This window comes from Pseudomonas sp. P106(2024), from assembly GCF_057480815.1.
Genome location: NZ_JBLIYU010000008.1, coordinates 138,311 through 158,616 on the forward strand (window position 1 = coordinate 138,311; position 20,306 = coordinate 158,616).

General features: G+C 59.0%; 17 protein-coding genes and 1 pseudogene. 12 read left to right on the forward strand and 6 right to left on the reverse strand.

Annotated features, from left to right (window positions below; translation table 11 throughout):
* Positions 1 to 29: 29 nt before the first annotated feature.
* The 4 genes and pseudogenes from AC25M7_RS15420 to AC25M7_RS15435 form a co-directional block, all read right to left on the reverse strand.
* Positions 30 to 581 (reverse strand): AAA family ATPase, encoded by a 552-nt coding sequence (locus AC25M7_RS15420; protein WP_028691554.1) that lies wholly within the window; start codon positions 579 to 581, stop codon positions 30 to 32.
* Positions 578 to 1,144: a nicotinamide riboside transporter PnuC gene (gene pnuC / locus AC25M7_RS15425; protein WP_028691553.1), complete on the reverse strand. Its 567-nt coding sequence runs from the start codon at positions 1,142 to 1,144 to the stop codon at positions 578 to 580. The genes AC25M7_RS15420 and pnuC overlap by 4 nt, the downstream gene beginning before the upstream one ends.
* 95 nt (positions 1,145 to 1,239) lie before the next feature.
* Positions 1,240 to 1,974, reverse strand: a complete 735-nt coding sequence (locus AC25M7_RS15430; protein ID WP_371877800.1) for a methyl-accepting chemotaxis protein — start codon at positions 1,972 to 1,974, stop codon at positions 1,240 to 1,242.
* Between the two features lie 138 nt (positions 1,975 to 2,112).
* Positions 2,113 to 2,874 (reverse strand): annotated as a pseudogene (locus tag AC25M7_RS15435) (cache domain-containing protein); the annotation flags it as partial.
* 300 nt (positions 2,875 to 3,174) lie between these two features.
* Between AC25M7_RS15435 and AC25M7_RS15440 the strand changes: the two are divergent.
* The gene (locus tag AC25M7_RS15440; RefSeq protein WP_069016612.1) at positions 3,175 to 4,005 is read left to right on the forward strand and encodes an undecaprenyl-diphosphate phosphatase; all 831 of its coding nucleotides are present in this window, start codon (positions 3,175 to 3,177) and stop codon (positions 4,003 to 4,005) included.
* 1 nt (position 4,006) lies between these two features.
* Complete coding sequence (locus AC25M7_RS15445) at positions 4,007 to 4,426, forward strand: DUF1294 domain-containing protein (RefSeq protein WP_028691550.1); 420 nt, start codon at positions 4,007 to 4,009, stop codon at positions 4,424 to 4,426.
* 12 nt (positions 4,427 to 4,438) lie between these two features.
* On the opposite strand, the gene AC25M7_RS15450 is transcribed toward AC25M7_RS15445, so the two are convergent.
* Positions 4,439 to 5,107, reverse strand: coding sequence for an HAD family hydrolase (locus AC25M7_RS15450; protein WP_028691549.1), 669 nt, complete (start codon positions 5,105 to 5,107; stop codon positions 4,439 to 4,441).
* Between the two features lie 159 nt (positions 5,108 to 5,266).
* On the opposite strand from AC25M7_RS15450, the gene AC25M7_RS15455 reads away from it, so the two are divergent.
* The 8 genes from AC25M7_RS15455 (at position 5,267) to AC25M7_RS15490 (ending at position 15,260) form a co-directional block, all read left to right on the forward strand.
* On the forward strand, positions 5,267 to 5,677 hold the full coding sequence (locus AC25M7_RS15455) for an acyl-CoA thioesterase (RefSeq protein WP_028691548.1): 411 nt from the start codon (positions 5,267 to 5,269) through the stop codon (positions 5,675 to 5,677).
* A gap of 326 nt (positions 5,678 to 6,003) precedes the next feature.
* The gene (locus AC25M7_RS15460) at positions 6,004 to 6,474 is read left to right on the forward strand and encodes a thioesterase family protein (protein ID WP_213882972.1); all 471 of its coding nucleotides are present in this window, start codon (positions 6,004 to 6,006) and stop codon (positions 6,472 to 6,474) included.
* A 160-nt stretch (positions 6,475 to 6,634) separates the two neighbouring features.
* On the forward strand, positions 6,635 to 7,396 hold the full coding sequence (locus AC25M7_RS15465; protein WP_062360307.1) for a hypothetical protein: 762 nt from the start codon (positions 6,635 to 6,637) through the stop codon (positions 7,394 to 7,396).
* 3 nt (positions 7,397 to 7,399) lie between these two features.
* Positions 7,400 to 8,998, forward strand: a complete 1,599-nt coding sequence (locus AC25M7_RS15470; protein ID WP_088853040.1) for a hypothetical protein — start codon at positions 7,400 to 7,402, stop codon at positions 8,996 to 8,998.
* A 1,424-nt stretch (positions 8,999 to 10,422) separates the two neighbouring features.
* Positions 10,423 to 11,121 (forward strand): hypothetical protein, encoded by a 699-nt coding sequence (locus tag AC25M7_RS15475; protein ID WP_486971215.1) that lies wholly within the window; start codon positions 10,423 to 10,425, stop codon positions 11,119 to 11,121.
* Between the two features lie 113 nt (positions 11,122 to 11,234).
* Positions 11,235 to 13,031 (forward strand): hypothetical protein, encoded by a 1,797-nt coding sequence (locus AC25M7_RS15480; protein WP_371041613.1) that lies wholly within the window; start codon positions 11,235 to 11,237, stop codon positions 13,029 to 13,031.
* The gene (locus AC25M7_RS15485) at positions 13,028 to 13,942 is read left to right on the forward strand and encodes an ATP-binding protein (protein ID WP_486971216.1); all 915 of its coding nucleotides are present in this window, start codon (positions 13,028 to 13,030) and stop codon (positions 13,940 to 13,942) included. Before AC25M7_RS15480 ends, AC25M7_RS15485 begins: the two co-directional genes overlap by 4 nt.
* Positions 13,932 to 15,260 (forward strand): hypothetical protein, encoded by a 1,329-nt coding sequence (locus tag AC25M7_RS15490; RefSeq protein ID WP_144050974.1) that lies wholly within the window; start codon positions 13,932 to 13,934, stop codon positions 15,258 to 15,260. The genes AC25M7_RS15485 and AC25M7_RS15490 overlap by 11 nt, the downstream gene beginning before the upstream one ends.
* A 45-nt stretch (positions 15,261 to 15,305) precedes the next feature.
* Here the strand turns inward: AC25M7_RS15490 and AC25M7_RS15495 are convergent, their stop codons facing one another.
* Positions 15,306 to 16,397: a site-specific integrase gene (locus AC25M7_RS15495; protein WP_015270469.1), complete on the reverse strand. Its 1,092-nt coding sequence runs from the start codon at positions 16,395 to 16,397 to the stop codon at positions 15,306 to 15,308.
* A gap of 381 nt (positions 16,398 to 16,778) precedes the next feature.
* On the opposite strand from AC25M7_RS15495, the gene AC25M7_RS15500 reads away from it, so the two are divergent.
* Both AC25M7_RS15500 and AC25M7_RS15505 read left to right on the forward strand, forming a co-directional pair.
* Complete coding sequence (locus tag AC25M7_RS15500; protein WP_486971217.1) at positions 16,779 to 18,935, forward strand: type I secretion system permease/ATPase; 2,157 nt, start codon at positions 16,779 to 16,781, stop codon at positions 18,933 to 18,935.
* Positions 18,932 to 20,305 carry an HlyD family type I secretion periplasmic adaptor subunit gene (locus AC25M7_RS15505; RefSeq protein WP_486971218.1) on the forward strand — a complete coding sequence of 458 codons (1,374 nt, stop codon included), beginning with the start codon at positions 18,932 to 18,934 and terminating at the stop codon, positions 20,303 to 20,305. The genes AC25M7_RS15500 and AC25M7_RS15505 overlap by 4 nt, the downstream gene beginning before the upstream one ends.
* Position 20,306 lies beyond the last annotated feature (1 nt).

Genomic DNA, 20,306 nt, shown 5'->3' on the forward strand with positions numbered 1-20,306 from the left:
GCTATGGCCGTTCGATGTGTATCAGCGGCTTAACATTCAGTGGGGAAAACCGGTGCTTTTCCGTCAAGCAAGCGTTGCACCGAGCTCAGCACCTTGGCGCTACGTTGCGGCCAGTCACCGTCGATGACCTGTAGATTCTGCCGGTGACCTTGCAACCAGGCCAGGCTGTCGTCGAAAAACGCCTGGCGTTCTTCCAGTCGTGGTTGGCAGCGTTGTCCATCACCGACCCATTCGACGCCTTCGGGGCGTAGCAGCAGGTGCAGGTCGTAGTGGCGCGCCTTCAGTGCCTCCTCGATCCAGGCAGGGCAGTCGCCAAACAGTGCCCGGCTCCAGAGGATGTTGCTGAGCAGGTGAGTATCGAGAATCAGCAGTTCCGGCGCTTGCTCTCGGCCCTGGTCTTCCCAAGCCAGCTGACCGCGGGCGATGGCGGGGATGTCGGCGTAGCAGGTGTCACGTTGCTCACAGTCCATGAAGTGGCGGACATATTCCCCTACCAGCACGCCGCCGAAATGCGCCTGGATCTCGCCGCTCAGCCAGCTCTTGCCGCTGGACTCCGGGCCGCACAGCACCAGGACCTTCATGCCGCCGCCAGCGCCGGATCGCGGCGCCACTCCAGCCAGCCGCGCACGGCGATCAGGGTGAACAGGGCATAGAGCGCGGCGGTGAGGTACAGGCCCTTGTACAGGAACAGGCCGACGAAGATCACGTCCACCACCACCCACAACGCCCAGCATTGCAGACGCTTCTGCGCCATCCACAGCTGCGCCACCAGGCTGAAACCTGTGAGGGCGGCGTCCAGCCAGGGCTGGGCGGCGTCGGTCCAGTGCGCCATGCCCGCGCCCAGCAGCAGGCTGGCCAGCAGGCCGGCCGCCAGGCCTTTGAGCATTGGCGCAGGGGCCAGGCGGGTCACCTGGCGGGCGTCCTCGATGCGGTCCGGCCGGGTCCACTGCCACCAGCCGTACAGCTGCAGCACCGCGTAGACCAGTTGCAGGAGCATGTCCGAGTACAGTTTCACCTCGTAGAAGATCCAGCTGTACAGCACCACCATCACCAGGCCGATCGGCCAGCACCAGGGGTTCTGCTTGACGGTGAGCCAGACGGCGATGACGCCGAGCGCGGCGGCGAAGAGTTCGAGGCCGGACATCGGCGATCCTTGGGCGGGGAAAGGCGGGATGCTAACCGCTTCGAGCGGGACGCTTCAAGCAGCGGGCGGACGTATCAGCCCGCCGCTTGCCGCCGCTAGACCCTGAACTGGCGCAACAGTTGCTCCAGCTCTTCGCTCAGCCGCGCCAGGGCCACCCCGGCGTCGCTGGACTGGCGCGCCGCCTCGGCGGTCTGCTGCGATAGGTCGGCTGTTTCGGTGACGTTGCGGTTGATTTCCTCGACCACATGGGACTGCTGCAGGGTGGCGCTGGCGATCGAGGCGTTGAGCGCGCCCAGGTTGCCCAGCGCCTGGCTGATGGCATCCAGGCTGCTGCCGGCCTCGCGGGCCTGCTCAACGGTCTGGCGCGAAGCTTCGCTGCTGGTGTCGATGGCTCGTACCGCGGCCTCCGACTGCCCTTGCAGATGCTCGATCATGGTCTGGATCTCGGCGGTCGACTGGGCGGTGCGCTGGGCCAGCAGGCGCACCTCGTCGGCGACCACGGCGAAACCACGGCCCTGTTCACCGGCGCGAGCGGCCTCGATGGCGGCGTTGAGCGCCAGCAGGTTGGTCTGTTCGGCGATCGAGCGGATCACCTCGAGAACACCTCCGATCTTCGTACTGTGGCTGGCCAGTTCGCGGATCACCTGCACCGCCTGCTCGATGGTCGCCGAGAGCCGGTCGATCTGCTGCAGGCTGCCGTGGATCGCCTGCTGGCCGTGGCCGACCTGGGTCTGGGCGTTGCGCATCTCGCTGGAGGCCTGTTCGGCGTGCTTGGCCACGTCGTGCACAGCGTAGGAAACCTCGTTGATGGCGGTGGCCACCTGGTCCATTTGCAGCGATTGCTGGGTGCTGCGGGCCTGGGCCGCGCCTGCGTTGTCGCCGACATGGCCGGCCGACTCGGCCAGGGCATGGGCGGCGCCCTGCAACTGGCCGATTACGCCCTGCAACTTGCCGTTGAAGCGGTTGAAGTGCTCGCCCAGGTGAGTGATTTCATCACGCCCATGGGTGTCCAGGCGTCGGGTCAGGTCGCTTTCGCCGCTGGCGATGTTGCCCATGGCCTGCACGGCTTCCTGCAGCGGACGGGCGATGCTGCGGGCGATCAGCATCACCAGCAGGGCCATCAGCAGGGCAATGCCCAGGCCCAACAGCGAGGCGTCACGCAGCTGGCGGGCGAACTCGGCCTGCACGTCGTCGATGTACACCCCCGAGCCGATGATCCAGCCCCAGGGCTTGAACAACTGGATATAGGACGTTTTCTCCACCGGTTCGCTGGCGCCCGGTTTGGGCCAGCGATAGTCGACCGGCCCCGCGCCCTGGCTGCGGGCCAGGGCGACCATTTCGTTGAACACGGCAAAGCCATCCGGGTCGCGGATGGCCGAGAGGTCCTGGCCATCGAGCTTGGGGTTGGCCGGGTGCATGATCATCTTCGGGTGCAGGTCGTTGATCCAGAAATAGTCGTTCTGGTCGTAGCGCAGGCCGCGCACCACTTGCAGGGCTTGTTGCTGCGCGGCTTCGCGGGTGAGCGTGCCGGCGGCCTCCAGGCCCTGGTAATACGTCAGGATGCCGGCGGCGGTCTGCACCACGTGGCGGGTCTTTTCGGCCTTGGCCTGGTACAGGTCGCCGTGGAGCTGGCGCAGCATCAGCAGGCCCAGCACCAGCAGCATGGCCACGGCCACCAGCAGGATCAGCCACAGACGGCGGCTGATCGACATCGACCTCAGGGTCTTCATGATGCGTTACTCCAGTCTTTGTTCTTTTTATCCAGGGCATCCAAGCATGCTTTGCCGCCGGCCCCCACTCGACCAACGGCTAATGAGTCTTTCTTGACATCCCGTGTAGCAGCTAACGCAAGCCTTGAAACACAGGCTCTGCTAGGATTTCGGCCGCGTCAGATGAAACCTTTAGGCAACCGCGTTTTTCAGCTGGCCTTGGCAGCTACAGTCACTGTAAAAAGCACGCGCCGCGTGCGGCATCATTGAGTCAATCAAAACAAGCGGCCTGCCATGCGCAGCGTCGCACTTGGGGGAAGGATGGATTTTTGGAGTGCCTTGCAGGCAATCATCTTGGGCGTGGTCGAGGGGCTGACGGAGTTCCTGCCCATTTCGAGCACCGGGCACCAGATCATCGTTGCCGACGTGATCGGCTTTGGCGGCGAACGCGCCATGGCGTTCAACATCATCATTCAGCTGGGGGCCATCCTGGCGGTGGTGTGGGAGTTCCGGCGCAAGATCCTCGACGTGGTACTGGGCCTGCCCACGCAGGTGCCGGCGCGGCGCTTCACCGCCAACCTGCTGATCGCGTTCTTCCCGGCGGTGGTGTTGGGCGTGCTGTTCGCCGACCTGATCCACGAGTACCTGTTCAACCCCGTTACCGTCGCCGCCGCGCTGGTGGTGGGCGGGGTGATCATGCTGTGGGCCGAGCGTCGCCAGCACCGCGTGGAGGTCGACCATGTCGACGAGATGCGCTGGAGCCATGCGCTGAAGATCGGTTTCGTCCAGTGCCTGGCAATGATCCCCGGCACCTCTCGGTCGGGCTCGACCATTATCGGTGGCCTGTTGTTCGGCCTGTCGCGCAAGGCGGCCACCGAGTTCTCGTTCTTCCTGGCGATGCCCACCATGGTCGGTGCGGCAGTGTATTCGGGGTACAAGTACCGTGAGTTGTTCCAGCCGGGTGACTTGCCGGTGTTCGCGCTCGGTTTCGTGGTGTCGTTCATTTTCGCCATGATCGCTGTGCGCGGGCTGCTCAAGTTCATCGCCAACCACAGCTATGCGGTGTTTGCCTGGTACCGGATCGCCTTCGGCCTGCTGATCCTGGCGACCTGGGAATTCGGCTGGGTCGATTGGTCGACGGCGCACGGCTGACATGGCGCGCAGGCATAACGCGCCCACGGGCGAGGCGGGCATACGCCATTTACGCCTGAAAATGCTGATGCTGGTGGTACTATGCCTGTTGCCGCTTTTCGGCGGTGTGCAAATGGGCCTGGGCGGCCGAACATGGCTGCCCTTGGCAATGTACCTGGCGGCGAGCCTGGTCAGCCTGTTGTTGTACTGGCAGGACAAACAGCAAGCCCGCAGCCAGGCTTGGCGTACCCCCGAGAAGGTGCTGCACGCCAGTGAGCTGCTGGGCGGCTGGCCGGGCGCGCTGGTGGCGCAGCAGCTGTTTCGGCACAAGACCCGGAAGGTCTCCTACCAGGTGGTGTTCTGGGGGATCGTCCTGCTGCACCAGGTGTTCTGGGTCGACTACCTGTTCCTGGCGGGGCGTTGGAGCAAGGTCGTGATATGAGGGATTTTCCGATCAATCACACTGTCGCTGCATCCGTTCGATCAGATCCCACAACCGCGGATCATCATACGTCTCGATCACCAGGCTAGCCCCAGCCTCCATCAGCCGTTCGGCAGGCTGGGTGGTCGCCAGCCCCACGGTGAAGATTCCGGCATCGACGGCGGCCTTGACCCCCGGCAGCGAATCCTCGAACGCCAGCGCCTGCCCGGCCTTGGCTCCCAGGCGCTGCAGCCCGGTGAGGTAGGGCAGGGGATCGGGCTTGGGTCGGGCCAGTTCGTCCGCTACCAGCACATGCTCGAAACGTGCGCCCAGGCTCATGGCCCCGAGCATGTGTTCGGCGTTCAGGCGCGGCGCGTTGGTCACCACGCACATGCCGATTCCCTGTCGTTCGGCGTGGTCCAGCAGGCGCAGCAGGCCGGGCATCGGCGCCAGTGTCGGTGACAGCTCACGGAACAGTGCTTCCTTGCGCTCGGCCAAGGCCTGGCGGCTGGCGGCATCGGCCTGTGGGAACAGTTCGGCGAACAACAGGCCGTTGGCGCGGCCGCTGACCTGAGTGTTGAACTGCTCCTGCGTCAGCTCGCGACCGTCATGGTCGAACAGCAGCTTGCGGAAGGCTTGCAGGTGCAAGGTGTCGGTATCGGTGAGGGTCCCATCGAGGTCGAACAGCAGGGCGGTCAGCATTGGGCATCCTGAGGCTGGAGAAACCATTCAGCATCATAAGGGATCAGGGTTGGAAAATGTACTTGGCGGGCAGTGCGGGGGTAAGTCAAGGTGCCAGCCGTTTTACCGTGTGCGTTAGTATGGCCTGCCAGGCATTCCTAGCACGGAGCACCCAACGCCATGCCTTTTGTCACCACCCGCAAGATCCTGTTCGGCGACTGCGACCCCGCCGGGATCGTCTATACACCGCGTATCTCCTATTTCGTCATCGAGGCGGTCCACGAGTTTCTCTCCCACTGCCTGGGCGGCGAAGGCCTGCGCAGGTTGTTCGCCATGGGCGTGATGCCGCCGGCGCGGGCCCTGTCCATCGAGTTCCTGGCACCCATGGCTTGGGATGATCTGATCAGCGTGCAGGTCAGCAGTGGCGAGCCGGGTACCACTTCGTTCAGTTTTGCCGTCGAGGCGCGCGGCGCCGGTGGCGAGGTCTGCTTTCGCGCCAGCATGACCCAGGTGTGCGTCTGCCCTGAGAGCAAGCAGCCGGTTGCAGTGCCCGAGGCATTACGCCAGGCATTGTGCAAGCACATGGACTAGCGGAGCACCGCGACGAATAGTTTTCCAATAAAAGAACAAACGTTTCAGCATCAATTGAATATAAAGTCCGAACGTGACCGGTTATTCAGTTGGCGTTTTTAGAGTAATTAAGGTGTTGGCCTCTGGTTGCTCCCGGTGAAAGCTGTTAGTTTCGCCACCGCTGAGAGGCAAACAAGCAGGCCTGCAATGCGCCGCTTGCAGCCAACCGATTAATCAACGGTTGGTTGAACAGGGAACGATAATAAAAAATCCTAGGGAGGGATAACCGGATGAACCTTTACATCCGCCTGTTGCTGGCTGTTCTGCGTGGTTTCTTCAAGCCGCCCATGGCCCTGACCGACACGCTGCACCGCACGTTGCGGGTCTGGCCGAACGATATCGACATCAACAAGCACATGAACAATGGCCGTTACATGACCATCGCCGATTTGTTCATGCTGGAACTTTGTCTGCGCGCGAAAATCCTCATTCCAGCCTTCAAGTTGGGCTGGAAGCCGATGCTCGGCGGCAACTTGGTCGTCTACAAGAAGCAACTTTCAATGTTCGAGAAGTACACAGCTGAATTCAGCATCTGCTGCCTCGACGAGAACTGGACTTACTTCCAGTACAGCTTCTTCAACAGCGCAGGCGACGTGGTCGTGACTGGCTACTCCAAAGGCGCCTGGGTTGGCCGCAAGGGCCTGGTCGCCAACGCGGTGATCGCCGAGAAGCTCAAGGTGCAGCCCACCACCGCGGCGATGCCCGAAGCCGTGAGGAAATGGCTGGAAGCTGAAGCCCACGTCCTCGGCAAGGCCTGAGCCAGGCCGCATTGCGGCCCTCTTGCCAGTCACCTGATACCTGCAACGCCTGTCCATTGCTCCACCGTCCCCGGCCTCTGGCCCGGGCGTGCGCGGCAGGCTTTGCCGTGCCCGGCGTTCACGCCGCACATCGATCCATGAACGAGTAGGGAAACCCCTCATGCCGAACACATTGCTGTTGATGCTGGCCTTCTTCGCCGCCTTCCTGCTGGTCGCCGAGCTGTTCAGGCGCTACCGCCTGGTGGGCCTGACCTTCTTCGTGCTGTCGCTGCCGGCGCTGCTGGTGCCCAACGCCAACCTGTTCATGCGCATCAAGACCATCAGCGTGCTGCTGCCCATGTGTTTCCTGGCCTATGCCCGCTACAAGCCAAGGATCGAAGGCTTCATCTACAAGCTGATCTACCTGGTGATCGTGCTGAACATCATCGAGGCCTCGGTGATCGACTGGCAGACCGGCAACATCCTCAACATCGTCGCCGCCGTGGGGCTGATCGTCTGCCTGCCGTACTCGCGCAAGCATTGGGAGGTTTCCGGGCGACACAGTGATTTCGTGGTGCATGTCCCGGCCTACTGGCCCTACCTCTACACCACCTGGAACCTGTGTTTCCTGTACTCGGCGCGGATCACCACCTTCGGCTACGCCCTGCCGCTGTTGCTGGCGCCGGTGGCCTACGCCTTGCTGCTGCGCCGCTCGGACCTGTACTTCCAGGCCCGTGCCTACACCTTCGGTTTCTACCTGTTCGTGCGCACGCTGGCCGGCGACACACCCCTGATGAACCTGCCGGCCTTCGACCTGACGGGCTGGTACAGCCCTGACGCGGCGCTCGCCTGGAGCATCGTCAACGTGATTTTTACAGGCGCCTGCCTGTACAGCTACGGCGCAAGCCGCAACAAGAACAAAGCGATCGAACAAGGAGTTTGAAGCATGCTGGAAGTCATCCTGCTGGCGTTTTTCATCACCGTCAGCCCCGTGATCATACTGATGAGCAAGACCCGCGCCGAGCCGTTGAAGCATGTGTACGTGGGCCTGTACTACGTGAAGTTCGTACCGCTGCTGCTGGCGTTGTACGCGGTCAATCTCGGCACCAGCTTCCTGGCCTGGAAGTGGGTTCAGCTGAAATGGCTGCTGCCTCGTTACTTCGGCTATCGCCACTACAACCGCGATTCCATCTCGATGGAAAGCACGCCGATCCCGGGCACCGACTACCACATGGGCTACATCCCCAAGAAGCTGCCCGCCGAGCTGGTCTACCGCTGGAGAAAGGACAAGGTCTACCACAACTACATCCAGTCGATCATCAAGGCCAACCGCGACTACTACAAGGTACCGCTGGGTCAGTTCCCACAGCCGACGGCCATCTCGGACGAGGACCTGCGGGTGTTCCTGATGTCGTCGCAGATCACCCACTACCTGCAGACGGTCGATGGCGTGTCGACCTTCGACATGCGTGGCTTCACCCGTGAGATCCGCCTGTCCAGCTCGGTGTTCGACGTGGCCAGCATCGCCATCGCCGAGGATTTTGCCGCCGACAGCATGCGCATCACCCTGCGCGACGGCTTCAGCGTCGGCCCGGGCGAGCCGGACTGGGACCTGGCCAAGGTGTACTTCATGTCCAACACCATGGTGTTCTTCATCCTTGGCGCGCACCTGCACCACCATCTGTTCTTCGCCGAAATGGGCGCGGCATTCCTGTTCAACCTGGTGCCCAAGGATTGCAATTTCCACAAACTGATGGACCCGCACACCGCCTATATCCTGATGCTCAATCACCAGTTCAAGGAGTCGCCGCTGTCGCTGCGCGAAACCACCGGCATCGCCGACAAGTTCCTCTATAGCTGCATCGGCTACTACTCGGCGCAGACCTTCTACAAGGTCGGTTATGAAAACGCCCTGAACATGTACAACAAACGCCAGACCGAGGACCAGGCGCTGACCCAGAAATTCGAGATCAGGTTCGCCATACCGTTCGACCAGTACCTCAATGGCCAGCACGCGCTCAATGCCCAGTACCGCGACTACTACGCGGCGGTGCTGAAGTTCGTCTCGGCCAGCTACGACGACCTGCTGCGTGACGGCTCCGAGCCCTACATCAACAACTGGGTTGCCGAGCTGTGCCGTTACGTCAACCTGCCGTGCCAGTCCGGCGACAGGGACTTCAACATCGAAGTGATCGCCACCTATATCTGGTACGTGTCGTTCGTCCACTCCCTGGAGCACTACCAGTTCCACAAGTACAAGATGAACTACTGCCTGCTGACCCGGGTGCCGTTCTCGGTTGCCAGGCACCTGCCGCGGGACCAGGTGTTCAGCCAGTACGACATCTGGAAGTCCAAGCACATCGTGCACACCTTCGGCAAGAACCACCTCAATGCCGGCGTATCGGAAAGCTATGCCGACCTGGACTACAAGTTCCGCGACCTGGCGCTGATCGACAGGCAGGAGCAGTTGAAGAAGGACGTGCTGGGGCTGCTGGAAAAACACCAGACGCCGAGCGAGGCGATCGCCCTGTCCATTCGCTACTGAGGAGTCATCTTAACTAAATCTTCCAATTTCTGGCTAGTCGATAATCTCGGCATTTCAATGGTTTGCGTTCCTGTCAGCTCGCGGATTTTAATATTTACTTGGTGCTTTCGAGGTGAGGGTTTAGTTGAGCTGGAGCGTTGTTACTAAAAATTGGCGAATAAGCTTGCAGTTACGCAATAAGGATTGCTGTTTTAGGTTCTTGAGGATATATAGCTTTCTGCTGATCGGGTGTAATGGCTCAAGATGGTCGTCAGGACCCTATCTATTGGTAAGTCCTGTCGATTGCGTCCTTGTTTTTGGAACTCCTTTTGAAGATGCCGAATGTGCTTTCTCCGATACTGGGGTAAGCACTGCGTGATGTCCGCTGCTGACCATCCACAATCCAGCAGAAAAGCCAGTAATCCGTTTCTCCACACAATCGGTCCTTTTAACGCATCAGGTGTAATGCGCTTTGCTCGGGACCTAAAATAATTTTGTAGGTTAGTTGCGGGCGTGTCAGCTAGTAGTTCGCCCGCTCTAATGTCTGGGAACAGGAGTCCCTCGCTAATTTTGCAAAGTCCTAACCAAGCGTGAGTTGCTCGCACTGGACATAGCTGAGGTAAATAACCCATAGTCAAAAGCTGGGGAGGCGACTTATGGGTCTTTGGGGTTGGGCGAACTGTTATCTGTATTCTTTTTGGCGTCACCACCACGTCCTCCAGGCTCAGTGCGCAAGTCTCATTCATCTCCAATCCGTACCAGTAAGAAACGAGCAATATCGCTCGATTACGCACTGATTTGAGGAGTTTATGATGTATCAGGTGTGCTCTGTCATGGTTCAGAAGGGCGCGGGCTTTTTTGAGCTCGTGTCGGTGGCGAGCGATCTCGCCTTTTAACATTTTAGTCAGTTCGGAGACACAATGAAATGTAGGAGTCGTTTGTGAAGATATAGGTGCTTGTAAGCATGTTACTTTCTCGAACTCTCTGCAGAGCCTTAACACGGAGGGGCATTGGGTAGGATCTGCAAGTCCGAGTGTTCGATGATAGCGAGAGAACGCTGTTAGGATCCGACCGATTTTGGTAGGGGTACCTCGGAAGCTATGCAGCAGATAGAGGCACAACTCTTCAGCTGTACAGGGAAGGCCACCTTCATAGTAATTTTGGAAATCGCGTATATAATCAATTGTTTGACGGTCAAATAGGGATGGTGTGAGACCTGGCATGGATAACGTTTTCATCGCGTCGCTTCCTCTATGCTTGTGATTTCGTAGCGGCTTATTATCTTTCTTACGCTATGCGGTGCCTTTTATTCCCAATAGGCATCATGGGTGTGGGGCAACTGTGCGATTATCACATTGTGGAATCCGCCCCCATTCGTCATAGAAGACATCCGCGAGGGGTTGGCATATCTACCTAAGCATGAAGTCTATGTTGAGGGTGTAGATATGTCTAAAAAAAGTACGAAGCAAGCGACGCCCAGCAATGCCTTGATTGCTCAGATGCGTAATCGCGGATCTGTACGCAGCAGTATTTGGCATGTTTATAGTTTGAAATCCAATAATGACCTGATTCTAGAAAGCCATCGTGAAGTCGCGCACTGGCTAATCTATCTTGAGTTTGACCCATCAATAGTAGCTTTCTGGAAGCCACAAGGCGAAGAGTTCAATGCAGACCAGCGAGGCGGGCGCAAGGTAAAACTTGATGCGATTGCGACTAATGTCGAGGGCCTTATCGAGTGGCATGAGGTGAAGCCGGGATACATTGATGATCTAGAGGCGCATGAGCAGCTGAAGGTTCAGAAGGAGTTGGCGCAGGCTGCCGGTGCTCTTTACCGACTCTTCGATGAGTCAACACGCGACGCCCGTCATTATCAAGTTATGCCCTTGCTAAGATTGGCAAATTTCGTGGCGTTGACGCGTTGGAGTGTGGATATCAACGCAACGGAAGCGCTTCTTTTTCAAACCGTCGGGCTAAATAGAACCGGTACCATTGGCAGCTTGGCGCAAATACTACCCAACCTAGACATGACGGAGTTGGTCGGCGGACTCAGCCGTTTGGCAATCAAAGGGCAGGTAGAGTTAACCATTGATGCTTTCACCCCAAACCTGCAGACCACATGGTCTTGCAAAGTTGAACGGCCATGAAGCGGGTTGTGATCCCCCAGACCGTGCAAGCCGGGAACTGGCCGAGATTACCAGCCTCGGCAGTCCCCGAGGAGCACTGGCAGCTGTTCTGTCGGCGTCGCACCGCAGTGCAGATGTACATTGAAGGTCACGCTTTGCGCGCAATCGAGCAGAGGACCCACCTAAAAGGCTGGGAAGTTAATCGATTAGCGTCCCGCTTTCTGACTTTGGATGACCAAGGCCAGTGTATTGGCGAAAGAGCGCTGCTTCCCCATATTCATCTCAAACCCTACGAACGGCGCAAACCATCGGGCAATAAATACAGTGGCCAGCAGGGGGGGATGTCAGGCTGCCTTCAGCAGTTACTCGAGACATACCCCGAAATTGAAGAGCGGATGGTCGCAGTTCTTAAAGACTCTGCACAGATGCTCGATGATCATAGGAATGCTATAGCGTTCCTCACCAAAAAGTTCATGCAGGTTTTGCACGCCATAGCCCCCGATCATCGTGGTTGGCCTTATACGACTAAGTATCAGGGACGCGTGAGCATACGCCGTTATATTCTCGCTCTGCGTAACCATGTTCCGGGCTCGTACATCAATGCGCATGGCAGTTCCGAGGCGAGAGCGCATATTGTCACCGGTACCGGGCACCGGCCTTACCTAGCCGCGCAGCGCCCGTTCGACATTGTGGAGTTGGATGGCCATTTTATCAGTGCTTTTTTTGTTTTGTTGGTGGAGCAAGTAAATGGCTTGATGTTCCCGATTCCGTTAGATCGCATGTGGTTACTCGCTGCTATTGATCAATATTCCCATGCCGTGCTTGCCTACAAATTGGTCTTACGAAGCCAGCCTGGGGCCAGTGACGTTCGCGAAGTGCTTGTGCGGGCAAGTTTGGGAGGGTGGAAGGCGCAAACGCTGGAAAACACAAATTTTTCCTACAAAGTCGATGCGGGTTTTCCTTCAAGCGTGATTGAGGAATGTTGCGGTGTCATGTTTAGTGTGCTTAGTGTTGACTCGCATCTTTCCAATATTGCTAAGAAAATTACGCTTCAAGCTCGGCAGGATTTTGGCTTTCACCATTATTTGGGCCCAACCGGGCGTTTTGAAACGCGCGCAAAGATCGAGCGACTTTTTGCGGAGGTGGTACGACACACAGCTTTATTACCATCGACAACCGGTAGTCACCCTCGCCATGGTAGAGCGGATGGCGCACAGGAAAAAGCCGTTGAGTATCAGTTGGATCTGACACGATTTATCCAAGCATTGGACGTTGCGCTAGCCAATTATAATACGGAACCTTCGGAAGGTATTGGCATGTTTTCGCCGTTGGGCTTGATTCGACAGTATATGAGTCAAGCCGCCATACTACCACGCATTGCCGTTGAACGCCGTGAGCGGCTGAAAGTCGACTTGATTACTAAGTATGTGACGGTGCGCGGAAGTTTGGCGGAAGGGCGACGGCCATACATCATGCTGGATCGGGTCAGGTATACCAGTGAGCATTTGGCGGCCAACTTTGATCTGATCGGGCTCAAATTGTGTGTGGAAATTGACGAGCATGATTATCGCGCTGTCAACGCTTTTCTACCCAATGGTGCAGCAATAGGTGTACTCCACGCCTGCGGTTGGTGGGCGACCTTTAGGCATACTCCGTACATTAGACGTTTGGTAAATTCATTGATTGGTCAACGAGCGTTGACTATCACAGAGGACCTTCCACCCAGTCAACAGATCTGTGACTATTTTATTCGCCACAACGAACCCAACCGGGCGCTGCTGGTTAAGCAGGCCGAGGATCCGAGCCTGTCGACACTGCCACGCGCCGTCGTACCTGTGAAGAAGCCAGTTAAGGACTACTTGCTTCAGCCGGATCAGGAATATCCCGGTCTTCCCGCAGCAGGACAAGCCGATAATCGGGGGGGGGCATGAATATAACGCATCCCTTAATCAGCAAGCAGGCACGTATCATCACGCCAGCGTTAAATTGGGCGGTGCGGTTGTGCCTTGATCGGGTTGCAATGAGGCGTTCCGCAGTGATGTTTCGTGGGCAATCACGGGTTGGCAAAAGTCGTTGCGCCGTGTTTGTGGCCGAGCAGCTAAAAAAACAGTTTCCTGAATGTCATGTTGCTTTTTATATAGCGCTGAAGCGTAAGACACGACATCCTAATAATCTTTGTCGTGAGCTTTGCTATACTGAAAATATTCATCCAAAGGAGCGCGTGGATTTGCGTTATCATTTGGTAGCTCATGTGGAATCATTGTTGGTCGGGCAGCAAGCCGGGCAGTATCTTTTGGTGATTGATGAGGTTCAAAGATTATTGCCGGTGGACTACTTCGACTTGGCGGATCTCTACAATCTGTTACAGGCGAAGAGCATCTGCATGACGCTGATTGCCTTTGCCCAGCCGGACATTGACGCACAAATCACCATGATTAAGGCGACACGTGAGCAGCAGTTGATGGCGCGGTTTTTAACCGAAGTATTGACTTACCCTGGTTGTCGCGGCGTGGATGAGCTCGGCGTGATATTGAATGCCTATGATACAGGCTCCGAGTTCCCCTCGGGTTCCGGGACGAGCTATACCGCGCATTTCATACCCAAGGCCTTCTCGGCAGGATTTCGTTTAGCGCGTGTCACCGAGCCGCTTTGGCTCGAGTTGTCGTCCAGTACCTCCGGACCTTATATGAACAACATTCCTATGGAGCATCTGTGTGAGTCGATACTTAATCTATTGCTCAGTCTCGCAGCCAAGGACAGCACCTCCATGGAGCTTGATCCTCGCTGGGTGAGTGAAGCAGTGCAAAAAAGCAACCTACGGGCTTTTTGTGATGCATTATAACCGTGGCTATTTCTTTCCTGATGGGTTTCCCACCCCCTTCGAAGCGGCCTTTGCTACTGTGCAAAGAGCTGCGGTCATCAACGGGGTACCGGCACGCGCTTTGTTGCTGGCTTTCAGTCCTGGCGAAGGCGACCATCGGTGGCGCCACGGCAGCGTGGCCAGCGCAACGATTCAGGGATTGTATGCGCCCGGGCGTCCCTACCTGGCGAATACGCACTTCATTGGCAGCGTTGCACAATTTTTTGCCCCGCGTGTCATGGATAAATTGCAGTACTGCCCACTGTGTGCCGCTGACTCAGGCTACCTTTCGCTCTTTTTCCATTTGCGATGTGTCCGGTGGTGTCCATGGCATCGGATTGAACTAAAATCTTTGTGCGCGCAATGTGCTGATGCCGCGGACTTTTGTCCCGATCGGAACAGTCAGCCGTGTGCTACCTGCGGTTATGCCGTGCCCAGCTTGAAAGTGATCCTCGACAGCTTGCGCTCGGGTCTCTGTGCTCAGCGTGCCGCTCATAGTTTGCGGCTATTTAGCACCTTGGCGCGTCTTCAGCGTCTGGGAATTTTAGACACCATGCGGTTGGAGGAGGGTCCTATAAATCCTCCCGTTCTGATTCAACCTCACAGTTTTTATGACGCGTTCGAAGAAGACTCGACCCTACGACGATACCGGGTGGCATTAGACATGAGAGGGGGCGAGGATAGCCTGACACAACCGCGGCAGGTGGATGTGGTCTATCGACGGTTTGTGTCATTCTGGAAGTCGAGGCTACTTCGGCGCCATCGTCATTGCCTGCATAACGCCAACAGTTCCCTAGGGATCCGCGAACGGGGATCGTGCGTGTTCGCGCTCACGCTGATGCTGTTTCGGCAGAAATTTGAAACATTGCCTATTTCAAATACTCGCATTTGCATGTCTGACGGGGCTCTGGAGTGCCTAAGTGAGTTGGGCTTCACGCGTAGTAGCCTACGCAATTATTTCAAAGTAATGTTTTATCGGTTGCTTTCCCGGCTGTGGTATCGCTGCGCCCATAGCAACGGTTTTTCTGTCCGTGTGGATTCTCGCTTCTTCTTCACGCCCTTTCTGGGCAGAACGCCATCGCTTAGCGACTACCTCGGTGAGACCATCCGAGGACGGGTCCATGAAATCATCATCGACTTGCCTGCCGGACTGCCGGTGCTGCGCAAGCTCATGAGCCACGGGCGCACCGATGCGTTGCTGCGGATTTCCCATGCTGCCGGCACCGTTTCAGTTCATACCGACGCCCAGCCAAAGTTCTTGTTCGGTTTCGAAATCCTGGCGAGCGCCTTTGTATTTTGAGTTCAGTGCATTGTGCGGGATGACGGTTGTCACTGATCGAGGCAATTATTCATCGGAGGGCGCGCTGGCACTCGCTTGAGGTGTGAGGGCCTGGCCAAGTAGCTTGGTCGCACGACTGCCCAGCAGCGATCCTGCCTGGAAATAGCCCATCACCGTAGTGATGCTGCGGTGCTCGGTCATCGCCATCACCTCTCCCAGTGGCACACCTTGACGCCCGGCCTCAGTGACAAAGCCCGAGCGCAGGCTGTGCGCTGCCCAATCCCCTTCAAGGCCGGCCAATTGCGCTCGACGCTTGACGATACGCGCCACCTGATCGCCTGATAGTCCGGTGCTACTGACCCGGCCGCCTCTGTACAGCCGACGAAACAGCGGTCCGGTCTGCGCGGGTGCCGCCTCCAGCCACGCCTGCAGTGCGTGGGCCGCAGGCCCTTGCAGGGGCTTTTCCCGCCGCTCGCCACCGGTGTCAGTCTTCGTCGCCCCCAACGCGTAGAGCCAAGTGTCTGCGTCCAAGCGACGGAGGTCCTGAACCTGCAGGCCAATCACTTCTGAGCGCCTGCGTCCGCCGCCACTCCATGCCAACAGCAACAGAGCACGGTCGCGGAGGCCGCGAATACCATCGGTACAGGTAGCAAGCATCGCCTGCAGCGGTTCCAACACCACGGCGGTTTTCTTGCGCACAGAGACGCCGTGGCGAGCCTGGGCCTTACGGGCTTCACGCAACAGGGTTTTCACGACCTGACTCTCTGCCGGGTTTTCCCACTGCTGCAGGCGATGCCACTTGGCCAGGACGGCCAGGCGGTGGCTGACCGTGCTGAACGCCAACGGGCCTGGTTTTCCTTTGACGCCGGCAGCGACCAGCGCAGCATCGAGGTCCGCTGGCAGCAGGTGGCTCCAGCAGCCTGCATCGTCGGGTCGGGCAAGGTGGTCGACAATGAACTGCACCGCCACCTCCGGCGGCAAGGGGCCATCACCGAGTGCGCGCCGGTAGCGCAGTTGTAGCCAGGCGGACCAATAGGCGAGGGCGCTCTGATAGCTGCGCACGGTGTTGGCCGCGGTACCGGCGGCGATGAATGCGTCGGCGGCGGCACGGGTGCTGGCGGCCAGTTCCGCCAACACTAAAGGCGAGGAGGAGGGCATCGCTATCGGTTCTGTCAATGTCTTCTCGCTCAACGGTGCAATAGGTTCGGATAACCTGTGGCTTATCAGACCTAATATAGCGTGAGTGGGGAGATGATCGGCCTGCGTTAGTGAAGGCCATTATGACTTGTTCTCTACGAGGCAGAGGACAAGCATGCTGGCACGCAAAATCTCGGTTCCGATTAGCAACAAGGCTAACAGCTCCTTCGACTCCGGGTGAATCACCATCGGCCGTGCAAGGCCTGGTCAATTATCAATTTTTAGTTAACACCCGTTAACGCCAATCACGATTATCACCCTCGATCTCATATCTCAATATCCATTCGTCCCACTCAGCCCCACACGGCAGGTGGCTTGCTCAAACGATATGGAAGAGCTCCAATGACGTCATCAACTGCGGCCTCGGAAACGATCGGATCGACGCCGGTGAGTCCGCTAGGGATCAGCGAAGCTCAGTCAGCGTTGAGCTGCTGTCGCTTGTTGCTGCAACTGCATCAGGACCGGGTGTCGTTGACTGCCGATGGGCATGAGCGTGAGAGCGTGCGCAAGTCGGTGAACAGCTATGCAACCGCTTGTGGCGTCGACTTGCGACTGGGGCGACTTGATCTGCGTGCACTCAAGCCGCAGATGCTTCCCTTGGCCTGGCGTACCCGCGCCGGTGACTACGCGCTCCTTGCTCGCTTGTCACCAACCCAGGCACTGGTCCAGTCACCGCTCTCCAGCACCCCGGAGATACTCAGCCGTGAACAGTTGGCGCATGCCTGGACGGGCGAGGTCATCCGGTTGCGGCAAGGCGGCCTGCGTTTCGACCTTTCCTGGTTCATTCCCGAGTTGCTGCGCCATCGTCGAATCCTGGGCGAGGTATTGCTCTGCTCGCTGTTGCTCCAAGTGCTGGCCTTGGCGACCCCTTTGTTCTTTCAGGCGGTCATGGACAAGGTCATGGTCCATCGTGCGCTGGCGACGCTGGATGTGCTGGTGCTCGCGCTGGTGGTGGTCGGTGTGTTCGAAGTCGTGCTCAAGGGGCTGCGGGAATACCTTTCGGCGCATACCGCCAACCGTATCGACATCGGCCTTGGGGTCAAACTGTTCCGTCATCTGCTGGGCCTGCCATTGCTCTATTTCAAGCAACGGCAGGTCGGCGCGATCATCGCCAGGGTCCAGGAGCTGGACGGCATCCGTGAGTTCCTCACCGGGTCGCTGCTCACGCTGTGTGTCGATGTCGCCTTCACGGTTGTGTTCTTCGCGGTGATGGCATGGATCTCCTGGCCGTTGACCTTGGTGGTGCTGGCGACCCTGCCATTGTATGTCGCCTTGGCCTGGGCCAGCGCCGGCCCACTTGAAAAGCGTATCGAGCGCCAGTTCCAGACCACCGCCCGCAACACCGCGTTTCTCAACGAGACCGTCAGCAGCAGCGAGACCATCAAAAGCCTGGCTGTGGAGCCGCGCATGCAGCGGCGCTGGGAGGCGCAAACCGCCGAGATGGTCGAGGCTGGGTTCGCCAGCCAGAGCCTGGGGAGCGCCATCAGCCAATGCGTGACCATGCTGCAAAAAGTCACTGCGGTGGCGGTGATCTGCTGGGGGGCGCACATGGTCATTGCCCTGGAACTGACGCTCGGCCAACTGATCGCGTTCAACATGATGCTGTCCCATGTCAGCCAGCCGCTGGCCAAGCTCATTGATGTCTGGCAGCAGTTCGTGCAGGTCCGCGTCTCGGTCGACAAGCTGGGCGATATGCTCAACCTGCCGATGGAGCAGACCCAGGGCCAGCAACGGCCGTCAGCCGCGTTGCGCGGCGAGGTACGTATCGAACAACTGGCCTTCCGCTACCGCCCTGACCTGGACCTGGTGCTCGATGGCCTGGACCTGCACATCGAGGCGGGGCAGACCCTGGGGATCGTCGGGCCATCCGGCTCAGGCAAGAGCACCTTTACCCGCCTTTTGCAAAAGCTCTACGTCCCGGACGCCGGACGCATCCTGATCGACGGGCAGCCTCTCGAACAACTCGATCCTGCCTGGCTGCGCAGCCAGGTCGGCGTGGTCCTGCAGGAAAACTACCTGTTCAACCGCAGCGTGCGGCAGAACATCGCCCTGCGTCACCCCACCGCCTCCCTGGAGCGGGTTATCGACGTGGCGCGTCTGGCCGGCGCCCACGACTTCATCCTGCAACTGCCGCTGGGCTACGACACCGTTCTGGCCGAGGCAGGTGGTTCCTTGTCCGGAGGGCAGCGTCAACGCATCGCCATCGCCCGGGCCTTGATGGGCGATCCGAGGATCCTGATCTTCGACGAGGCCACCAGCGCACTGGACGATGAATCCCAGGCATTGATCCAGGACAACATGGCGCAGATCGCCGAGGGGCGGACGGTGATCGTCATCGCCCATCGACTCAGCGCGGTGCGTGACTGCCAGCGCATCGTCGCCCTGGAGCGGGGGCAAATCAGCGAGTCGGGCAGCCACGCGCAGTTGCTAGCCAACGGTGGTTGCTACGCACGGTTGTGGGCGATGCAGCAAGCGATGCAACAGGAGACGCAGGCATGAGCCGGTACCTGGCGGGTTTGCCTGGCCGACTGCGCAACGCTTTGGCGGGTACCAGGCGGACTCGGGACGAATATGAGTTCCAGCCGGGATACCTGGAGATCGTCGAGCGCCCTCCAGCGCCATGGGCGCGGGGTACCGCTTGGCTGCTGATTGGAACGGTGGTGATCGCCCTGATGTGGGCGGTGCTGGGTTTTCTGGATATCCATGCCAGCAGTACGGGCCGCTTGATCGTGTCCAGCTACACCAAAGTGGTCCAGGCCCACCAGGCGGGGGAGGTCAGCGCGATCTTCGTCCGTGAAGGCCAGCGGGTGCGCGCAGGTGCGCCGCTGGTGGCCCTCAACCCGATCGGCGTCGATGCCGAACTGCGCGAACTGCAGGCACAACTGAACTTCAAGCGCCTCGAACTGGCCAGGGCCGAAGCGCTACTCAGCCACGATCCCCTGACCAGCTACCGACCGCCGGCCGACCTGCCCGCCGAGCAAGTGGCTGCCGCCCGCGCCCAGCTGCAAAGCACTGCCCGCGAAATTGACGCCAACCTCGACAGCCTCGAGGCCGAGATCAGCATCAACCAGGCCAACCAGCGCGCCCGCGCCGTGGAAATTTCCTCCCTGACCAAGCTTGCGAGCAATGTGCGACGCCGCCTGGAAGCGCGTCGGGCCATGGCGGCCGAAGACCTGATGCCCAGGGTCGAGTTGCTCGAGCAGGAGAAGGAACAGCTGGACGTGGAGCGTTCACTGGCCCAGCAGCACGCGGAGTTGAACGTGCTCAAGGCCGAAGCGCGCAACCGCGTCGAGCAGCGCGACAGCTACCTGGCAAAAACCCAGCGTGAACAGCACGACGTGGTCAACAGCAGCCGCCAGGACATCGCCGTGCTGCAAGAGCAACTGGTGCGAGGGCGAGACCGCCAACGCCAGCAGACGCTGCTGGCGCCTGTGGATGGCGTGGTCCAGCAATTGTCGGTGCATACCCTGGGTGGTGCCGTGCAGCCAGCGCAGCAGCTGCTGGTGGTGGTGCCGGACGGCAACGAGCTGGATGCCGAGGTGATGGTGCTCAACAAGGATGTGGGCTTCGTCAAGGCCGGACAGGCCGTCGAGGTGAAGGTCGACGCGTTTCCCTACACCCGCTACGGCACCTTGCAAGGCGAGGTAGTCCATGTTTCTCGGGACGCCATCAAGGATGAACAGCAGGGCCTGGTGTTTCCCACGCGAATCCGTCTGCAGCGCACCAGTATCGCGGTGGACGAGCAATGGATGCCGCTGCAGGCCGGCATGAGTGTGACCGCAGAAATCCGCACCGGTGACCGCAGGGTTATCGACTACCTGCTCAGCCCGATCCAGCAGTACCAGTCCGAAGCCTTGCGGGAGCGCTGAG